Genomic DNA, 18,481 nt, shown 5'->3' on the forward strand with positions numbered 1-18,481 from the left:
ATTTAGCCGGATTAAACAACCGAACCCTCGCCAGATTGCCGTTCGTACCTTGGCTGACCCTGTACAAAAGTGCCTCAATTGTGACAACTTGGATGTGAGCTGAACAATCCTGATCTGTCCCTTGTGGGAAGGTGGTGAATAGGTTATTTCTCTGTGACATTGGCGGCATCCGGCACGGGTTCTCCAGCCATGTGGTGCTAAATCCACAGCAAAAACAAACATTAAAATGCAGGAGCAAATATGAAAAAGGTCGTGATGGTTGCCGTGGCTGCGGCCCTGCTGGGTGGTTGCGCCGTCAAGAATCAGGTATCTCACAGCTTGCAGGCGATCCCGCTGACTGCCTTCCAGCAGAGCGAGAGCAACCCCAATCAGCGTGTCTACAAGGAGCCAGGCGTTGACCTGCGCCAATACAATGAGGTGCTGCTCGATCCGCTGCAGTTTATCCGGCAGGAGAACGGCCAGTGGTATCTGCTGACCGCCAATGAACAGAACCAGATTGGCCGCTACTACCACGACAAGTTCCAGAGCGAGCTGATCAAGCAGGGCGTCAAGATCGCCACCGCCCCCGGCCCGAAAGTGATGCGGATCCAGGCCGCCGTCACCAACTTCGACCTGACCCGCCCCGACCCCAAGCTGCGTGACCTGCTGCCGGCCAAGATCGCCATCAATGTCACCCGCGAAGTGATCGGCAAGGAGCCCTATCTGCTCAAGGTGGGCAGCATGGCCCAGCTGCTCGACTCCCGGAGCGGCAAGCTGCTGGTGCGGGTGATGGATGCCCGTGAGAGCTCGGATACTACCCACAAGGATGAGCCCATCACCGCCGAGGAGATGGAGAAGATGATCGACCAGTGGGCGGCCAGCCGCGCCAAACAGCTGGCGGATAATCTGGGGCGCTGATCGATTGGTGCGTCCAAGCGGGGCGCAGCGGGAGCCTTTTGGGCTGCAATAATGGCAAGATGTTGATAAGGTGGTCATTTTGCAGGCAGGAGAAAATGATATGAAACGCGTGTTGTTACCCATCCTTGTTGCTGGCCTGTTGAGTGCCTGCAGCACCTCGTCACCCACGCCGGAGTGTGCACCGATGGCGGGTGGCTGGCAGAGTCAGCCGTTGCCCAATGCTGAAGGAGAGGCTGCGCTGGCCAGCGTGCTGGCTCGCATGAACACGGCCGCCAAACTGCAGAGCATCCGCGAGGTGCGCAGCCAGGTGGTCTCCGGGGTCAACTACGACATCGAGTTCCAGCTCGACAACGGAGAGGTGTGGAACACCCGTGTCTATCGGGATCTTGCCGGCAACTACCAGATGACCCGCACGGCTGCACAGGGCGAGCTTCCTCCCTTGCCTTGCGTCAAGGCCAAGTAATTCCTGCTTGTTGAGCCCCTCGTCAGAGGGGCTCATCTGACCAGAAAATTTCTGCTTTTCTCCCCGCATTCTGACAGTCAGGATGACCCTTCCCGTGACTGCATCCTCATGGAAAAGGAACCGCTATGAATCGCCACCCCTGCATCAAACACTGGAGCGAGCTGCAAGAGCAGACGCCGCGCTACTACTCCGGCAGTCAGGAGCCCCTTTCTCGCGGCTGTGCCCTCGGCAAACACTTCGGCTTTAGCCGCATCGGCATTCACCACGAGATTGTCGAGCCCGGCCATCGCACCAGCTGGCCCCATGCCGAAAAGACCGAAGACGAGTTTGTTCACGTGCTGGAAGGGACGCCGGATGTCTGGCTCGATGGCGTGCTCTATCGGCTGCAACCGGGCGACTCGGTCGGCTTCAAGGCCGGTGACGGGCTGGCCCACGCCTTTATCAACAACACCGAAGAGACTGTCCGGCTGCTCTGCATCGGCGATACCGATCGGGAGGACAACCGCATCCACTACGCCGTGCATCCCGAGCGCAATATCACCCTTGGCAAGCTGCACTGGGATGACGTGCCCGAGCGCGAGCTGGGTGATCACGATGGCCTGCCCGACAAGCTGCGCGAGAACAATGGCCCCTTCTAGGGCGCAGCCTTTCTGCGCACCAGCCCAGCACCACCCGATATAAAAAAGCCTGCCGCATGGCAGGCTTTTGCTATCTGTTCGCCCCGAGTGGGCAGCGCTTATTGCAGGTTGAGCCCGCCCAGATAGTCGCGCTTGCCGAGATCGACCCCGGCGCGGCGCAGCAGGGCGTAGGCCATGGTGAGGTGGAAGTAGAAGTTGGGAATGCCGTACTCATGGACGCAGGTATGGCCATCCATCCCCTTGCCGCCCGCCCAGTGGGGCACGTAGCGACCGCTGGCATACTGGCTGTAGTCCGCGTCCAGCTTGCCTTGCAGATAGCTGATGGTCTTGCCGATATGGGCGCGCAGATCGGCGATGGTTTTGGGATCATCGCCCATGGCCGGCAGTTCGCTGTGGCTGGCGGTGGCGACCACGGCGCGGGCCGAATCGCAGCAGATCAGCACCTGCTTGGACAGCGGCAGCATATCGACGATCAGCCGATCGCCGAAGAAGTTGTCCACGTTGAATTGCTTCGCCGCGGCGTGGGCCTCGGCCTTGGCCAGACAGTGATCCAGATTGGTCAGCATCTTGATGAACTGGGCGGTGATATCGCGATTCATGAGCACTCTCCATCTTGTTGAAACAGCGGCCCGCGTGCGCGGCCACAGTGAATGAGACTGGCTAATCGGCCACCAATATACCCCAACCGCTGCCGGGTTCGAGCCCGCTACGACGAAAAGGGCAGGGCAGCGCTACTTCGCGCGACAGCCGCTGGCCAAGGGGCCATGATCGCTTTCTGAACCTGTGAGTCCCATATCGCCCCCTTTTTTGATCTGTGACATAAATCACCTTTTTTCAGAAGCGTAGGCTGAATGCCGTTGTCCTGGACAGACGCCTGCGCATCCGCCAGGACACAAGAAAAGGAGAATGAAATGAAGATCTATGACCGTAACCGCAATGTGCTGAACCTGGGTCAGCGCGTCATGATTGCCGCCACTGGCGCAGTCGACTTTCTGAAAGAGGCCCACACCGACAATATGACCCCCTATCAGGCGGAGCATGAGAAGTGCGTGCTGCTGGCAAACTCCGGTGAGCGCTACGCCCCCATCGAGTTGATTAGACTAGGCTGATCCCTTTCCCTGTCACCCTACTCTTTACAATTCACCCGGCCGCCGCGTCCCATCTGGCGGCCGGGTTTCTGATTTCCCCTCTCTGCTTTACCCACCCATCAATTACATCGCCTCAAGCTGCATTGAGTCATCGTGTAGGTTCGATTAGCGAAGCGTAATCGGACGATCGCGTAATCGAACAATCGTGTAATGGAACATCCGTACCATCACGGCCCGCAAGCAGATCGAAGTGAGGCAAGGCTATGCTTGGCTTTTCAGTCTCAACGAGGGGAAAGGGATGGCCAATTGGCGGCGGGCATGGTGGCCCGGAGGAACCTGGTTCTTTACCGTCAACCTGCTGGAGCGGCGCAACAACCGGTTGCTGGTGGAGCAGATCGACCTGCTGCGCCGCAGCGTTGCCAAGGTGCAACAGGCTCACCCCTTCGCCATTCACGCATGGGTGGTGTTGCCCGACCATCTCCACTGCATTCTCTCTTTGCCGGAGGGGGACACCGATTTCCCCCTGCGGTGGCGGTTGATCAAAAGCCACTTTTCCCGTGCCTTGCCGCTGAACGAGCGGCGCAGCCAGACCCGGTTACGTCACGGGGAGCGGGGCATCTGGCAGCGCCATTATTGGGAGCACCTGATCCGGGATGAGCAGGATTACCGCCGCCATATGGATTACGTCCATATCAACCCGCTCAAACATGGTCATGTCACGCGGGTGGCCGATTGGCCGTATTCCACCTTCCATCGTTATGTGGCGAGCGGCGTCTATCCATCGGATTGGTGTGGGTCGGTGGATGGGGCGTTGGGGGGATTGGAGTAAACCCCTAACAGGATTGTTCCGTTGTAAGCGACCGATTACGCGAACGTCTTACGCGATCGTCCGATTACGCTTCGCTAATCGAACCTACAGCTTTTTATTAAGTCGATGACCCATTGACCTATTCGACTCAGATGGGGCAATATATCATAAATTTAAATTATGAAAGGTTATATATATGGACGCCTACAATAATGATAGTTACACCGACGCTGAAGATGAAAGCTACCCAATAAATGAATTTCAACTTACAACAACACCTAATGACTTTAATATACTAACCATTATTTCATTTATAAAGTCAAAGGTATTCAAAATCCCTGCGTTTCAACGGCATTATGTATGGGATATCAAGAGGGCATCCAAGCTAATAGAGTCACTGCTAATTGGATTACCTATACCACAAGTCTTCCTCTATGAAAGTGGTAGAAATGAATTTTTAGTGATTGATGGGCAGCAAAGACTAATGTCACTTTATTATTTTGTAAGTGGTCGCTTCCCTAAAAAAGAAAAACGTTCTGAATTGAGAGATATATTTGATGCTCATGGCTATATTCCTGAAGAGATAATGGCGGATGATGAGTTTTTCCAAAAGTTCAATTTAAAATTAGATGGCGTATTTGAAGGGCAGGAAAATAGATTTCATGGAAAAAACTATGAAACGTTAGGCGACTATCAAATGACGCTTAATCTTGCAACCATAAGAAATATGGTGATAAAGCCAGTTGCTGGTGATGATGAAGATGGTGCCATGTTCGAGATCTTTAACCGTTTGAACAGTGGTGGTGTTAACTTGGCGCCACAAGAGATTAGAATGAGCCTATATCAATCACCATTTATTATTTCGCTATTGGAGCTAAATAAGAATGCAAGATGGAGAGCTCTCTTGGGGAAACCGCAGGAAGATCTGCGTCTAAGTGATGTTGAGGCTATTTTAAGAACTGTTGCGATGCTAGTTAACTCTGAGAGTTATAAAAGATCAATATCAGGTTTTCTTAATAGTTTTTCTAATCAGGCTAAGAAATTCACACCAGAAACCATTAAGCTCATTGGTGATTTGTGGGGGGCATTCATGGATGCATGTGAAGACCTTGAAGATAGCGATTTCGTTGCAGGATCTCATCGTTTAAGCATCACTCTCTTTGAATCTGCATTTTATGCTTCCTGTATAGATTCTTATATGGCGGAGACAGTAGCTGTAAATAAAATAACGAAGCGTTATATTTGGGACCTACGCAATGATGCTGACTTTATGCGTTACAGCACAGGGAAAACAACACGGAAAGAGTCTGTTCTTAAACGCTTAGAACGTGCTAAAGAAATATATAATAGGCATTACCAATGAATGATGGATTTACGGCTATAGAATCAATGTATGAGGATTACATTGATAACTATAACTTCCTTCTTGGGCAAGGGATGATTAGCTTTGCGACAGAGTATAAATCCCAATTTTCAAAAATAATGGTTCTATCGGCAGCTAGTTTTTTTGAAGCGCGGGTAGTTGAAGAAATAAAAACAAACCTAAATCCAAGTAATTGTGAGCTAACAAAAGAATTTATTTCTAGGAAGGCACTTACAAGACAATATCACACATTGTTTAATTGGGATTCAAGTAACGCAAATCAGTTTTTCTCATTGATGGGGGATGGATTTAAATCGTATATGGCAACCAAAGTTAGGGAGTCAGATGAGTTGTCGTTAGCCATTTCTGACTTCATATCAATTGGACGTCTTAGAAATAAGCTTGCACATGAGAACTATGCCTTATTTCAAGTGAGTGATACAGCAGAGGAAATTTATAACAAATTTATAAATGCCAACAACAACTTTATTAATAGGTTGCCTGCTCTTATTGTAGAATATAGGGAAGGTCAGCAGACGATTACTTAATTGACCCTATATTCTATTGTAATGTTTGAAATAACCAACCCGGCCTAAGTCGGGTTGGTTATTTTAAAAAGCGGAAGAAATCAAAGTGCTTCCAATCTGGCATACGCCGTCACCAGCCACTTGGCGCCGACGTCGTCGAACTGGATCTGCACCCGGCTCTGCTGGCCGACCCCTTCGAAGTTGAGTACCACCCCTTCGCCGAATTTTGGATGGAGCACCCGCTGGCCGAGCTTGATGCCGCTGGCGTCGAAGCTCTGCTGCACCTCGTTCTGGCTAAAGCGGCCGTACTGGGTGGGGCGGCTGACCTGAGTGCGCAGCCGGATCTCTTCCAGACACTCGGCGGGCATTTCGCGGATAAAGCGGCTCGGCTTGTGGAACATCTCGCGGCCGTAGATGCGGCGGCTCTCGGCATAACAGATGTAGAGCTTCTCCATGGCGCGGGTCATGCCGACGTAACAGAGGCGGCGCTCCTCTTCCAGCCGGCCCGACTCCTCGGTGGATTGCTGGCTGGGGAACATCCCTTCCTCGACGCCGACCAGCAGCACCAGCGGGAACTCCAGTCCCTTGGCGCTGTGCAATGTCATCAGCTGCACCGCATCGGCATATTCATCCGCCTGATTCTCGCCGGATTCCAGCGCCGCGTGGGCGAGGAAGGCGGAGAGATCGCTCATATCCTCCAGCTCGTCCGGGCGCTGGTACTGGCGGCAGGCGGTGACCAGTTCATCCAGGTTCTCTACCCGTGCCTGGGATTTCTCGCCCTTTTCCGCCAGATACATCGCCTTGAGGCCGGAGTTCTGGATGGCGATATCTGCCTGCTGGTGCAGCGGCAGCATGGCGACCTGCTCCTCCAGCGCGTCGATGAGATCGACAAAGCCGCGCACCGCATTGCCGGCGCGACCGGTCAGCACCTTGTCGTTGAGCAGCGCCTTGGCCGATTGCCACAGGTTGAGCCCCTGATCGCGGGCGTTGCCGCGCAGGATCTCGAGGGTGCGATCGCCGATGCCGCGGGTCGGGGTGTTGACCACCCGCTCGAAGCTGGCGTCGTCGCCGCGGTTGTTGATAAGCCGCAGGTAGGCCATGGCGTCTTTAATTTCCTGCCGTTCGAAGAAGCGTAGGCCGCCGTAGATGCGATAGGGCATGGCGTCCTGCATCAGCGCCTCTTCCAGCACCCGTGACTGGGCGTTGGAGCGATAGAGGATGGCGCAGTCGGCCAGGAGGCCGCCCTTTTCCTTCCAATCCTTGAGACGACCGACCACGAAGCGCGCTTCGTCCACCTCGTTAAAGGCGGCATACAGCGAAATCGGCTCGCCCTCGGCCCCTTCGGTCCACAGCTCCTTGCCAAGGCGCTCGGCGTTGTTGGCGATGACGCTGTTGGCGGCTTTGAGGATATTGGCGGTGGAGCGGTAGTTCTGTTCGAGGCGGATGGTCTCGGCCCCCTGATAGTCGGTCAGGAAGCGCTGGATGTTCTCGATCTTGGCGCCGCGCCAGCCGTAGATGGACTGGTCATCGTCGCCGACGATCATCACCTTGCCGCTGTTGCCCGCCAGCATCCGCAGCCAGGCGTACTGGATGCCGTTGGTATCCTGAAACTCGTCCACCAGGATGTTCTGGAAGCGGTCGCGGTAGTGCTCGAGGATGTGGGGTTTGTTGAGCCACAGCTCGTGGGCGCGCAGCAAGAGTTCAGCGAAGTCCACCAGACCGGAGCGATCGCAGGTCTCCTGATAGGTCTTGTAGATCTGCTGATAGGTGCGGGTGACGGGGTCGCCGTAGAGATCGATGTCGCCGGGGCGCAAGCCTTCATCTTTCTTGCCGTTGATGTAGCCCATCACGGCGCGCGGGGCCCAGTGCTTCTCGTCGAGGTTGAGCGCCTTGAGCACCCGGCGAATGAGACGGTACTGGTCGTCGGAGTCGAGGATCTGGAAATCCTGCGGCAAGCCCGCATCCAGATGGTGGGCCCGCAGCAGGCGGTGGGCGATACCGTGGAAGGTGCCGATCCACATGCCGCGCACGCCGTCGCCGATCACTTTTTCGACCCGGCCGCGCATCTCGGCCGCCGCCTTGTTGGTAAAGGTGACCGCGATGATGGAGAAGGGTGAACAGCGTTCCACCTGCATCAGCCAGGCGATACGGTGCACCAGCACCCGGGTCTTGCCCGAGCCGGCACCGGCCAGCACCAGCAGGTTGCTGCGGGGTGCCGCAACGGCATCTCTTTGTTTGTCGTTGAGCCCGTCGAGCAGGGTTGAAACGTCCATCACCACTCCTGTTTATTTATACAGGCGGGGATTATACGGCCATCCCCCCTGCCAGACCAAATCCAAACTCGGGGGGAGGGGCGAGATGGGGACTTGCAGGGGCGCCGATGCGGCCAATTTTGGCTAGCACAGAAAGAAGAGGGGGCTGAGGTTCCCAGCTGTAGCCAACTCTTGCTCGCGCGGTTTGTGGGGATTTTGCGAGCCGGATCACGGGCTTGCCGGGGGGCTGGATGAATAACAGGGGAAAACGGTTTACAGTAACTTGCTGAACAATAAGAGAAATGTCGTTTGGGTCTTTTGGTTGTTAGCATAAAAAACTGAAAAGTAGCTAAAAAACAACTGCTTATAAGGTTATTTGCTTAGAATTCAAACCGTTAACGCAAACGTTTTTCCCTTATCATTTGCTTGACCCGCATCGGGGCTGACTTAGAGTAAGCCTGCGTGCTAGATAGCCTGCTCTGACAGGCAAGCAAGTTCCCTCACTTAATAACAATCAAGGATACGATCGTGACTAAAGTGCTCAAGCTGGCCACTGTGGCCTCCCTCACTCTCGCTGCTCTCTCTGCTCAGGCTGCTTCCGAGCCAGCCGTCATTTATGACACCGCGGGCAAGTATGACAAATCATTCAACGAAGCCGTGTTCCGTAACGGCGTCGAGCTCTACAACAAGGACAAGGGCGTCAAGGTCAAAGAGTTTGAACCCCAGAACGAAGCCCAGCGCGAGCAGGGTCTGCGTCGTCTGGCCAGCCGTGGCAACGGCCCGATCGTGGCGGTCGGTTTCAACATGGGCTCTGCCGTCGAGAAAGTAGCGACCGAATTCCCGAAAACCCAGTTCACCATCATCGACATGGTGGTCGACAAGCCGAACGTCCAGTCCGTCATCTTCAAGGAGCATGAAGGTTCCTTCCTGGTGGGCGCGCTGGCTGCCATCGCTTCCAAGAGCGGCAAGGTCGGCTTCGTGGGCGGCATGGATATCCCGCTGATCCGCAAATTCCAGTGCGGCTACGAGCAGGGTGCCAAGTTCGTCAATCCGAAGATCGAAGTGTTCCAGAACATGGCGGGCTCTACCCCGGCCGCGTTTGCTGACCCGGCCAAAGGTGCCGAGCTGGCCAAGTCCCAGTTCGCCAAAGGTGCTGACGTGGTTTACGCCGCAGCTGGCGGTACCGGTATCGGTGTCTATCAGGCAGCCAAGGACAGCGGCAAGTTCGCCATCGGGGTGGACTCCAACCAGAACCACCTGCAACCGGGCACCATGCTGACCTCCATGGTCAAGTCTGTGGGTCTGGCCGCTTACCAGACCTGGGATGACGCTGCCAAAGGCGAGTGGAAGCCGGGTATCAAGAACCTAGGTCTGGCCGAAGGCGGTGTGGATTGGGCGCTCGACAAGGACAACGAGAAGCTGATCACCCCGGAAATGAAAGCCAAGGTGGATGCCATCAAGGCCGAAATCATCGCTGGCAAGGTCAAGGTTCATGACTACATGAGCGATAACACCTGCAAATACTAATTAGATAGTTGCTACGACTCTCAACGCACCACCGGCCCGCACGGGCCGGTTTTTAGTCTTATTTCATGAAACGCAGGGCTGCATCATGGACCAGACAGATCGCTATGCCATCGAATTAAGAGGTATCGATAAGCGGTTCGGCGAAGTGTACGCCAACAAGCTGATCGACCTTAAGGTTCGCAAAGGCAGTATCCACGGCATTGTCGGCGAAAATGGCGCCGGTAAGTCCACCCTGATGAGCATCATTTATGGTTTCTACCATGCCGACAAAGGCGAGATGCTGATCGACGGGAATCCTTTCAAACCCCACGGCTCACAAGATGCGATTGCCGCAGGCGTGGGCATGGTTCACCAGCACTTCATGCTGGTCAATAACTTCACCGTATTGGAAAACGTCATCCTCGGCGCTGAGAACGGCTGGCACCTTCAGCAGAGCGTGGCGTCAGCCGAAAAGCTGCTGGGCGAACTGGCGCGGGATTATGGCCTCGACGTGCCGCTGCACGAGAAGGTCGAAGATCTGCCGGTTGGCTTGCAACAGCGGGTCGAAATTCTCAAGGCGCTCTATCGCGGCGCCCGCATCCTGATCCTCGACGAGCCGACCGGGGTACTGACCCCGCAAGAGGCGGATCACCTGTTCGAGGTGCTGAAAAAGCTGCGGGATCAGGGGGCGACCATCATCCTCATCACCCACAAGCTGCGGGAGATCCTGGCCATTACCGATCAGGTCTCCATCATGCGCCGTGGCGAGATGGTGGCACACGTCGCCACCAAGGATACCGACAAGGAGCAGCTGGCCGAACTGATGGTGGGCCGCAAGGTGCGCCTCAAGGTCGACAAGGGGCCAACCCAACCCGGTGAAGCCAAGCTGAAGATCGAAGGGCTCAGCTATTTCGATGCCAGCAAAGTGGAGCGGGTCAAATCGGTCAGCTTCGAGGTGCGGGCCGGTGAAGTGGTCGGCATCGCCGGGGTCTCCGGCAACGGCCAGTCCGAACTGCTCAGCCTGCTTGGCGGCATTCTCAAGCCGAGCAAGGGGGGCTTCACCATCAGCAGCCGCAGCGGTGTGCACAAAGTGAGCGCGGAGCACCCGGCCGATCCCGAACTGGTGCGCAACTACGGCCTCGGCCATGTGCCGGAAGACAGGCACAAGATGGGGCTGATCAACCGCTTCGAGGCGAAAGAGGCCTTTATCCTCGGTTATCACCGCCGTCCGCAATACAACAAGGGGTGGCTGCAGAACAAGGAGGCGATCCAGCAGGATTGTCAGGCCAAGATGGAGAAGTGGGACGTGCGCCCGCCCCATCCCGATCACAAGACCGCCAACTTCTCCGGTGGCAACCAGCAGAAGCTGGTGATCGCCCGTGAAGTGGAGCAGGACCCGGATGTGCTGTTGATCGGCCAGCCGACCCGCGGGGTCGACATCGGCGCCATCGAGTATATCCACCAGCAGATCATCGCCATGCGCGACAAGGGCAAGGCGGTGCTGCTGGTCTCGGTGGAGCTGGACGAGATCATGAGCCTCGCAGACCGCATTCTGGTCATTGCCGACGGTCGCATCGTCGGCGAGCTGGATGCCGCCAAAGCGGACGAGCGCACTATCGGCCTGATGATGGCGAATATAGTGCCGGATGAAGTTGCCAAGGAGGCCCACTGATGAGCCAAGTACGTATTCCTGCCTGGGTCTCCGTAGGCGTCTTGTCTGCGGTCAACATCCTGCTGGCCTTCCTGGTGTCGGCCATTCTGTTCTACTACCTCGACATCAACCCGGTCGATGCCGCCAAGATCATGTGGTACGGCGCGTTCGGTACCGGTGAAGGGGTCGGCTTCACCCTCTACTACGCAACCGGCTTTATCTTTACCGGTCTGTCGGTGGCGGTCGCCTTCCACGCCGGTCTGTTCAATATCGGTGGTGAAGGTCAGGCCTATATCGGCGGGCTCGGTGTCGGTCTGGTCTGTCTGATGCTCGGCGATGTGCTGCCGTTTGCCCTGCTGTTGCCGCTCTCCATCATTGCCGGCGGTCTGTTTGGTGCGGCCTGGGCCTTTATTCCGGCCTGGCTGCAAGCCAAGCGCGGCAGCCATATCGTGATCACCACCATCATGTTCAACTTCATCGCCGCCTCGCTGATGGCCTATCTGCTGGTGGAGGTGTTCAAGCCGCCCGGCTCGATGGCGACCGAGAGCAAGGTGTTTGCCGAAGCAAGCTGGCTGCCCAAGATGAGCGGGCTGGCGAACCTGTTCGGGATGGAGATCCCCAATAGCCCGCTCAACATCAGCTTCTTCTGGGCGCTGATCTGTGCGGCGCTGGTGTGGGTCTTTATCTGGCACACCCGCTGGGGTTACGAGATCCGCTCGGTCGGCGCCAGCCAAAGCGCCTCCGCCTACGCCGGTATCTCCTATCCCAAGGTGGTGATCCTGGCCATGGTCATCTCCGGCATGCTGTCGGGCTTCTTTGCCCTCAACGTGCTGCAGGGTGAGCTGCACCAAATCAAGCTCAACTTTGTGGAAGGGTTCGGCTTCACCGGTATCGCGGTGGCGCTGATGGGGCGCAACCATCCGGTCGGCGTCATCATCGCCAGCCTGCTGTTCGGTTTCCTCTATCAGGGGGGCGCCGAGCTCAGCTTCGAGTTCGGTGTCGACCGCAACATCGTGGTGGTGTTGCAGGGTCTGGTGATCCTGTTCTGTGGCGCCCTTGAGCACATGATGCGTCCACGCATCGAGCAGCTCTATCTGGCGTTTGCCAACCGCTCAGCCGCGCAAGCTAAAGGAGTCTGATCATGTTTGAAATTCTGATCCTGATGCTGGATGCGACCATTCGTACCGCGCCGCCCCTCATTCTCGCCGCCATGGCCGGCATGTTTTGCGAGCGCTCCGGGGTGGTCAATATCGCGCTGGAAGGCAAACTGCTGGCAGCAGCGTTCGCCAGTGGTGCGGCTGCGGCGGTCTCCGGTTCTGCCTGGGTAGGTCTGGGTGCCGGGGTGGGTGTCTCCATCCTGTTTGCCCTGATGCACGGCTTTGCCACCATCACCCACCGCGGTGATCAGGTGGTGAGCGGTATGGCCATCAACATTCTGGCGGCCGGTCTGACCGTAACCCTGGGCCGTTACTGGTTCGATCAGGGTGGCCAGACCCCGGCGCTCTCCGGTGATGCCCGTTTCGCCCCCATCGATCTGCCCTATGCCAAGGAGTTGTGGGATGTGCCGGTGATCGGCCAGCTCTACAGCGAGCTGTTGAGCGGCCACTCCCTGCTGGAGTACGTGGCCTTCGCCTGCGTACCGCTGGCCTGGTGGGTGATGTTCCGTACCCGCTTCGGTCTGCGTCTGCGGGCGGTGGGTGAGGCGCCCGCTGCGGTCGATACCGCCGGTATCTCTGTGGTGCGGATGCGCTACACCGCGCTCCTCATCGGCGGCCTGCTGGCCGGTATCGGTGGCACCTATCTGGCGGTCGCCCAGACGGCCCAGTTCATCCCCAACATGAGTGCGGGCAAGGGCTTTATGGCGCTGGCGGCGCTGGTGTTCGGCAAGTGGCGCCCCTGGAATGCCATGGCTGCCTGTCTGCTGTTCGGTTTTCTCGATGCGGTCGCCATCCGCCTGCAAGGGGTCAGCATCGGTGGCTTCGCCATTCCGGTGCAGGCCATCGAGGCACTGCCCTACATCCTGACCGTGTTCCTGCTGGCCGGTTTTATCGGCCGTGCGGTGGCACCCAAGGCGCTTGGTACACCTTATGTGAAGGAGCGGGAGTAGCGCCCTCTATCGCGATACTCCCACCCACGCAAATAACTGCAGGCCCACTTCGGTGGGCCTGTTTTTTTATGGGCGGTATGGGGCAGACCAACCGGGATCTGGATGGTGTGATAGAGGGAGGCGATGGCGTGAAGGGATAAAGGGGCTGCGTGAACTGCCGCAGGTAGCGGCTGGCGTACAAGAGCTGACCCTCTGCCTGCACCATCAAAAACCCCCTCGTATCAGGAGGGGGTTGCACTGGTTATTGCTGGGTCAGCGGTGTGGCTCAGGGGGCCAGCACCAGCTTGTAGACGCCAAAACCGGGGTGTTTGGCATCGGTGGGTGGCAGGGTCTCCACATAGTTCAGCTTGCCGCCGGTCAGGGCTTGAGCCTCGCTGCGTGGCGAGCTGTAGATGCGCAGATCCAGATTGGCGGGCAGGGGGGCCAGCTGCCAGTTGTTGTCTGCCGGGGGCTCGAAACCGGCCGGATTCTTCTCTGCCAGATCCTTGAGGTATTCGGAGAGCACTTCGCGGGTTTCGAACTGATCTTCATGGACGATCACCTTGGTGTTGATGCCCGGGAAGTTGCCACCACCGCTGGCGCGGTAGTTGTTGGTCACCACGTAGAACATCTGGGTCGGGTCGATCGCCTTGCCCTGATAGGTGAGGTTGGTGATGCGATAGCTGTCGCTCACCTTGTTGCCATCCACATCGTAACGGGCGGGTTTGGTCACATCGACCTGATAGTTCACACCGTCGATCACATCGAAGTTGTAGGTGCGGTACTTCTCGTTCACCAGCCACTGGGTGGCGGTGCTGGCGGCATCGATCTTGTTGAACTGGACAGCACTCTTCTCCAGCCACTCCTGTACGGTCGCGCCATTGATGGCGACCACCTGCAGGGTATTGGGGTAGACATAGAGGTCGGCCACGTTGCGCAGGGAGATATCGCCAGCCGGTACATAGGTGAAGTCGGTCGGGCCGTTGCGACCGCCGCGGAATGGCGCGGCGGCGGAGAGGATGGGCCATTTCTCCTTGAGCTGACCATCCTGTTGCAGTTTCTTGGCGTGCCACAGCTGGGCGTCGCTGACGATCTGGATGGAGGGGTCATCCTGTACCAGTGCGAAGAAGCTGTGGATTGGCTTGGTGATCTTGCTGAGGGGCTCGTCCAGCCACTGGTTGGCCTGCTCGTGCTCGGCAATGACCTGATCGACTACCGCCTGATCTTCGGTGCTGCTGGCGCTGCTGTCGATCTTGCGCAGCTGGGACTGGCTGGAGGCCACTTCCCAGCGACCCTCTTTCCAGGTCATGTGCAGGTCGATGATGCCGAGGTGGTTGCCCCAGACGCCCGGCATCACGGTCGGTACGCCCGCCAGAGTGCCTTTCTCGTTGTCCACATCGGTCATGTTGGGGTAATCGCCCGGGAAGGTGCGGTGGGCGTGGCCCAGCAGCAGGGCATCGACCCCCTTCACCTTGGCCAGCGGCAGGGCGGCGTTCTCCATCATGGGTTCGCGCGGGTCACCTATGATGCCGGTATGGGCCACGACTACGACGATGTCTGCGCCCTTGGCGCGGATTTCGGGTACATAGTGCTCGGCGGTTTCGACCATATCGGCCACCACCACCTTGCCTTCCAGATTGCGCTTGTCCCACTGGGTGATCTGGGGCGGAGTCAGGCCCAGCACCCCGACCTTGATGGTCTGGGTATTGCCGTTAGCATCCTTCACCTGACGATCCAGCACCACATAGGGTTTGAACTTCTGCTTGCTCCAGTCGATGGTGCCCTTGCCATCACGGCTGAAGGCATCGGCCTGGAAGACGTTGGCGTTGATGTAGGGGTAGTTGGCCCCTTTCAGGGTCTCCGAGAGGAAGTCGAGACCGAAGTTGAACTCGTGGTTGCCCAGGTTGCCGACATCATAGCTCATGGTGTTGAGCGCCTTGATGGCGGGGTGGGTCTGCTTGCTCAGCCACTGCTGTTTGACCTGCTGGTCGTGGATATAGTCGGCCAGCGGGGTACCCTGGATCAGGTCGCCGTTGTCGATCAGCAAGTTGTTGGCGTTCTCTTCGCGTGCCTTGCGGATCAGCACAGCGGTGCGGGCGAAGCCCAGCGAGGCATCCGGCTTGTTCTGGTAGTAGTCGTAGCTCAGCAGGTTGGAGTGGATATCAGAGGTTTCGATCAGCCGCAGGGTGAGATCACCGGGGGCCTGAGAGTTGTTGTCGTCACAGCCGGACAGCAAAAAGATAACTGCCACCGCGCTCAGTTTGAGGGTGGTTTTCATTGTTGGATTCTCTTGTTATGGGTATGCCAGCGTGGTGCATTCTATCGACAGCAAAAGAATCCTATTGTGAGCAGGCTGGCAATTCGGGCTAATTACCCTCCTGTTAATAGAGTTATGGCTCTGATTTTCATCTGTTTTTTTGTCTTTATTCAGGGCCGCTACTTTCGCTGCTTTTCCGCCGTGAGTCACCCTGTCGTCACCGCAGTGCGGTCGGGGCAAGCTGCGCGGCCTGCCGCTCCTGCGAGGCTGTAATGGTTGGTTACAGATCTCCATTCGACTGATTGATGACCTTTCCCTTAAATTCAGCGGCGATTGATTGCATCTAAAAAATTACAAAGCGACAGCAAGGAATAAAAACTCATGAAAATGCACAACAAAGCGCTGCTGGCCATCGCCTGCGCTGCGGCCCTGTCTGCCTGTGACAGCGAAAAAGCTGCCAACAGCATTGCCAAGCGGGTGCCACTGGCCCTGCCGGAGGCGGGTCTTTACCAAGCGAATCTGATGAGCCGCGACGGCGACAAGGCGACGCCGCGCATGATCAAGGATCTGGATGGTCTGGCGCTGGTCTACCCGAAGGGTGAAACCGTGCAGTACTGGGGTGTCTGGGTGGATCATCAGGTGGGCAAGGTCGAGACCAACAGCCAGTGGCTGGGTCAGGCTGACCAGAAAGCCGACAAAGACGGGATCTACCCGGTGCAGTTGATCCGCAACAGCGAACGGCTCGGCACCAGCACGGCGCTCAGCTCGGCGACCAACGACCACAACCTCATCACCTTCCAGGATCAGCCGGTCATCGATCTGCAGGGCAAGGAGATCAAGCGCTGGGTTTTTGATTTCACCCGAACCGGCACCAAGTTCTCCGACAACTCCCCCATCTATTCCGGTTTCAGCGGTCATGTGGCGGTGACGGCCCTGACCACCAAAGCGGTGACCACGGCCAGCTGGAGCGCCACGGGCAGCGATGGCTTCAGCAGCGACATGGTGGGCAAGGTGGATACCACCAACAACGGCGGCAAGCTGACGGTGGCGATCGAGTTCCCGGCGGCAGGTTGTACGCTGGTGGGCGAGGGGAGTGCCACTGCCGGGTTGAGCAAGCTGACCATGACCGGGTTTGGCAAGTGCACCTTCAAGCAATCCGCTGCCGCCACGCCGATCGAAAACCTCTGGAATGCTGCTCTGGCCCGGGCGATGGATAACCGCGTCGCCTATGTCACCACCTATACCGCGGATGCCAAAAAAGAGGCGCTGGTCATCGGCTTCCCCGACACCAATGGCCTGCTGATCACCGCTGACAAGCGATAAGCAGCCCAACGGCAGGGGCGGGCAAACGCGCCTGAAACAACAAGGGAGCCAGTGGCTCCCTTGTTGTTTTCAACGCACGGTTTACAGCAGGAACAGGGTCGCCAGCCCGAGGAAGATAAAGAAGCCGCCGGTATCGGTGATGGCGGTAATCATCACGCTGGCACCGACTGCCGGGTCGCGGCCGAGGCGGGTCATGGTCATGGGGATAATCACCCCCATCAGGGCCGCTACCAGCAGGTTGAGCATCATGGCCAGGGTCATCACGGCGCCGAGCGCCGCATCCTGATAGAGCAGGTAGGTGGCAATGCCCATGGTGCCGCCCCACACCAGCCCGTTGATAAAGGCGACGCCGAGTTCCCGCAGCAGCAGGAAGGAGAGGTTGCCCGCCTGAATGTGCTGCAGTGCCAGCGCCCGCACTATCATGGTGATGGTCTGGTTGCCGGTGTTGCCGCCGATCCCGGCGACGATGGGCATCAGCGCCGCCAGTGCTACCAGCTGCGAGATGGTGTGCTCGAACAGGCCGATCACCCGCGAGGCGACAAAGGCGGTGCAGAGGTTGATGGCAAGCCAGGCCCAGCGGGTCTTGACCGCCTTGGAGACGGGCGCGAATACGTCTTCATCCTCGCTGATACCCCCCATCCGGCGCAGGTCGGTGTCACTCTCCTCATAGACCAGATCCACCACCTCTTCGACGGTGAGGCGGCCCATCAGCTTGCCCTTGCCATCCACCACAGCGGCGGAGAGCAGGTCATCCCGCTCGAAGGTGCGGGCGGCCGCTTCGTCGTTATCCTCCGGATCGAAGGTGACCGGATCCCGCTCCATCACGTCGCTCACCAGGGTGGCGGGCTTGTGCAGCAGTACTGTGGTGAGGGCCAGCTCCCCCAGCAGGTGGTTGCGCCGGTCGATGACGAACAGCTTGTCGGTGTTGGCGGGGATCTTGCCGCGCAGGCGCAGATAGCGCTGCACCGTGGCGAGCGTCACCTCGGGGCGGATGGTGATGATCTCGAAGTCCATCATGGCGCCGACGGTGTGCTTGCCGTAGCGGATCACCTCGCGTACCCGATCCCGGTCGGCGGGGGCCATATAGGTGAGCAGCCGCCCCATCAGGTTGCGCGGCAGGTACTGGCCCAGATAGATCTGGTCGTCGATATCCAGGGTGCGCAGGGCGTGCAGCAGCTCCTTGTCGCTCATCCCGCTGATGAGGCTGTCCCACACCGTCTCCGACGCTTCGACCAGAATCTGGCCGCGCTTGTCCTCCTCCACCAGTGCCCACAGGGCATGACGTTCATCGGGCGGCAGCGACTCCAGCGCATCGGCGACGTCGGCGGCAGGCAGCCCGTTGACCAGTGTGGTGAGTTCGCTGGTCTGATCGCGTTGCTCGGCATCCTGCACCACCTGCGGATCGAGCAGGCTGTCGGTGAGGGCATCATCGCGCAGCAGCAGGGTGAGAATGCGGGATCTGTCATCCGCGCGCTGCCGGGCGCTGTTCTTGATGGGAAGAGACATGGGATGAATTCCTGAGATGGTAGCCAAGGGCTCAATGCCCATAGGATACCAGACTTAAAACAACAGGTTATGACCGTGATGGGAGAAGAGGGGGGTAAAAGTGAGGCCACCTGCTG

General features: G+C 57.7%; 16 protein-coding genes. 12 read left to right on the forward strand and 4 right to left on the reverse strand.

Annotated features, from left to right (window positions below; all coding sequences use genetic code 11):
• The first annotated feature begins 240 nt into the window (after positions 1-240).
• The 3 genes from G5179_RS17160 to G5179_RS17170 all read left to right on the forward strand — a co-directional run bounded on the left by G5179_RS17160 (position 241) and on the right by G5179_RS17170 (position 1,998).
• Positions 241-897 carry a DUF3313 domain-containing protein gene (locus tag G5179_RS17160; protein WP_216949941.1) on the forward strand — a complete coding sequence of 219 codons (657 nt, stop codon included), beginning with the start codon at positions 241-243 and terminating at the stop codon, positions 895-897.
• 100 nt (positions 898-997) lie between these two features.
• Positions 998-1,360 carry a cystatin domain-containing protein gene (locus G5179_RS17165; RefSeq protein ID WP_026034886.1) on the forward strand — a complete coding sequence of 121 codons (363 nt, stop codon included), beginning with the start codon at positions 998-1,000 and terminating at the stop codon, positions 1,358-1,360.
• A gap of 125 nt (positions 1,361-1,485) precedes the next feature.
• Positions 1,486-1,998: a cupin domain-containing protein gene (locus G5179_RS17170; RefSeq protein WP_124928175.1), complete on the forward strand. Its 513-nt coding sequence runs from the start codon at positions 1,486-1,488 to the stop codon at positions 1,996-1,998.
• A 98-nt stretch (positions 1,999-2,096) separates the two neighbouring features.
• Here the strand turns inward: G5179_RS17170 and G5179_RS17175 are convergent, their stop codons facing one another.
• Entirely contained in the window at positions 2,097-2,597 is a 501-nt protein-coding gene (locus G5179_RS17175) for a DUF1993 domain-containing protein (RefSeq protein ID WP_421258788.1), read from the reverse strand.
• A gap of 312 nt (positions 2,598-2,909) precedes the next feature.
• Here G5179_RS17175 and ydfZ point away from each other — a divergent pair, with 312 nt between their 5' ends.
• From ydfZ to G5179_RS17195, 4 genes are all read left to right on the forward strand, one after another.
• A complete protein-coding gene (ydfZ, locus tag G5179_RS17180) occupies positions 2,910-3,107 on the forward strand; it encodes a putative selenium delivery protein YdfZ (RefSeq protein WP_005342516.1) in 198 nt (65 codons plus the stop codon).
• 277 nt (positions 3,108-3,384) lie between these two features.
• Complete coding sequence (locus tag G5179_RS17185) at positions 3,385-3,915, forward strand: REP-associated tyrosine transposase (RefSeq protein WP_421258789.1); 531 nt, start codon at positions 3,385-3,387, stop codon at positions 3,913-3,915.
• Positions 3,916-4,090: 175 nt separating this feature from the next.
• A complete protein-coding gene (locus G5179_RS17190; protein ID WP_421258790.1) occupies positions 4,091-5,257 on the forward strand; it encodes a DUF262 domain-containing protein in 1,167 nt (388 codons plus the stop codon).
• A complete protein-coding gene (locus G5179_RS17195) occupies positions 5,254-5,805 on the forward strand; it encodes a HEPN domain-containing protein (protein WP_421258791.1) in 552 nt (183 codons plus the stop codon). Before G5179_RS17190 ends, G5179_RS17195 begins: the two co-directional genes overlap by 4 nt.
• Positions 5,806-5,885: 80 nt before the next feature.
• Here G5179_RS17195 and uvrD read toward each other — a convergent pair whose 3' ends face one another.
• Positions 5,886-8,057, reverse strand: coding sequence for a DNA helicase II (gene uvrD, locus G5179_RS17200; RefSeq protein ID WP_158114110.1), 2,172 nt, complete (start codon positions 8,055-8,057; stop codon positions 5,886-5,888).
• A 507-nt stretch (positions 8,058-8,564) separates the two neighbouring features.
• On the opposite strand from uvrD, the gene G5179_RS17205 reads away from it, so the two are divergent.
• From G5179_RS17205 to G5179_RS17220, 4 genes are all read left to right on the forward strand, one after another.
• Positions 8,565-9,563: a BMP family lipoprotein gene (locus G5179_RS17205; RefSeq protein ID WP_005340803.1), complete on the forward strand. Its 999-nt coding sequence runs from the start codon at positions 8,565-8,567 to the stop codon at positions 9,561-9,563.
• A gap of 85 nt (positions 9,564-9,648) precedes the next feature.
• Positions 9,649-11,214, forward strand: coding sequence for an ABC transporter ATP-binding protein (locus G5179_RS17210; protein WP_421258792.1), 1,566 nt, complete (start codon positions 9,649-9,651; stop codon positions 11,212-11,214).
• A complete protein-coding gene (locus tag G5179_RS17215; protein ID WP_005357011.1) occupies positions 11,214-12,332 on the forward strand; it encodes an ABC transporter permease in 1,119 nt (372 codons plus the stop codon). The genes G5179_RS17210 and G5179_RS17215 overlap by 1 nt, the downstream gene beginning before the upstream one ends.
• 2 nt (positions 12,333-12,334) lie before the next feature.
• Positions 12,335-13,300, forward strand: a complete 966-nt coding sequence (locus G5179_RS17220) for an ABC transporter permease (protein ID WP_005340795.1) — start codon at positions 12,335-12,337, stop codon at positions 13,298-13,300.
• A gap of 265 nt (positions 13,301-13,565) precedes the next feature.
• Here G5179_RS17220 and G5179_RS17225 read toward each other — a convergent pair whose 3' ends face one another.
• Entirely contained in the window at positions 13,566-15,557 is a 1,992-nt protein-coding gene (locus G5179_RS17225) for a bifunctional 2',3'-cyclic-nucleotide 2'-phosphodiesterase/3'-nucleotidase (RefSeq protein WP_421258793.1), read from the reverse strand.
• Between the two features lie 360 nt (positions 15,558-15,917).
• On the opposite strand from G5179_RS17225, the gene G5179_RS17230 reads away from it, so the two are divergent.
• Positions 15,918-16,859, forward strand: coding sequence for a hypothetical protein (locus tag G5179_RS17230; protein WP_421258794.1), 942 nt, complete (start codon positions 15,918-15,920; stop codon positions 16,857-16,859).
• Positions 16,860-16,940: 81 nt separating this feature from the next.
• Here the strand turns inward: G5179_RS17230 and mgtE are convergent, their stop codons facing one another.
• Entirely contained in the window at positions 16,941-18,365 is a 1,425-nt protein-coding gene (mgtE, locus tag G5179_RS17235; protein WP_421258795.1) for a magnesium transporter, read from the reverse strand.
• Between the last annotated feature and the right edge of the window lie 116 nt (positions 18,366-18,481).

Origin of the sequence: Aeromonas sp. 600886, from assembly GCF_049174935.1 — a bacterium.
Taxonomy (GTDB): domain Bacteria; phylum Pseudomonadota; class Gammaproteobacteria; order Enterobacterales; family Aeromonadaceae; genus Aeromonas; species Aeromonas veronii_A.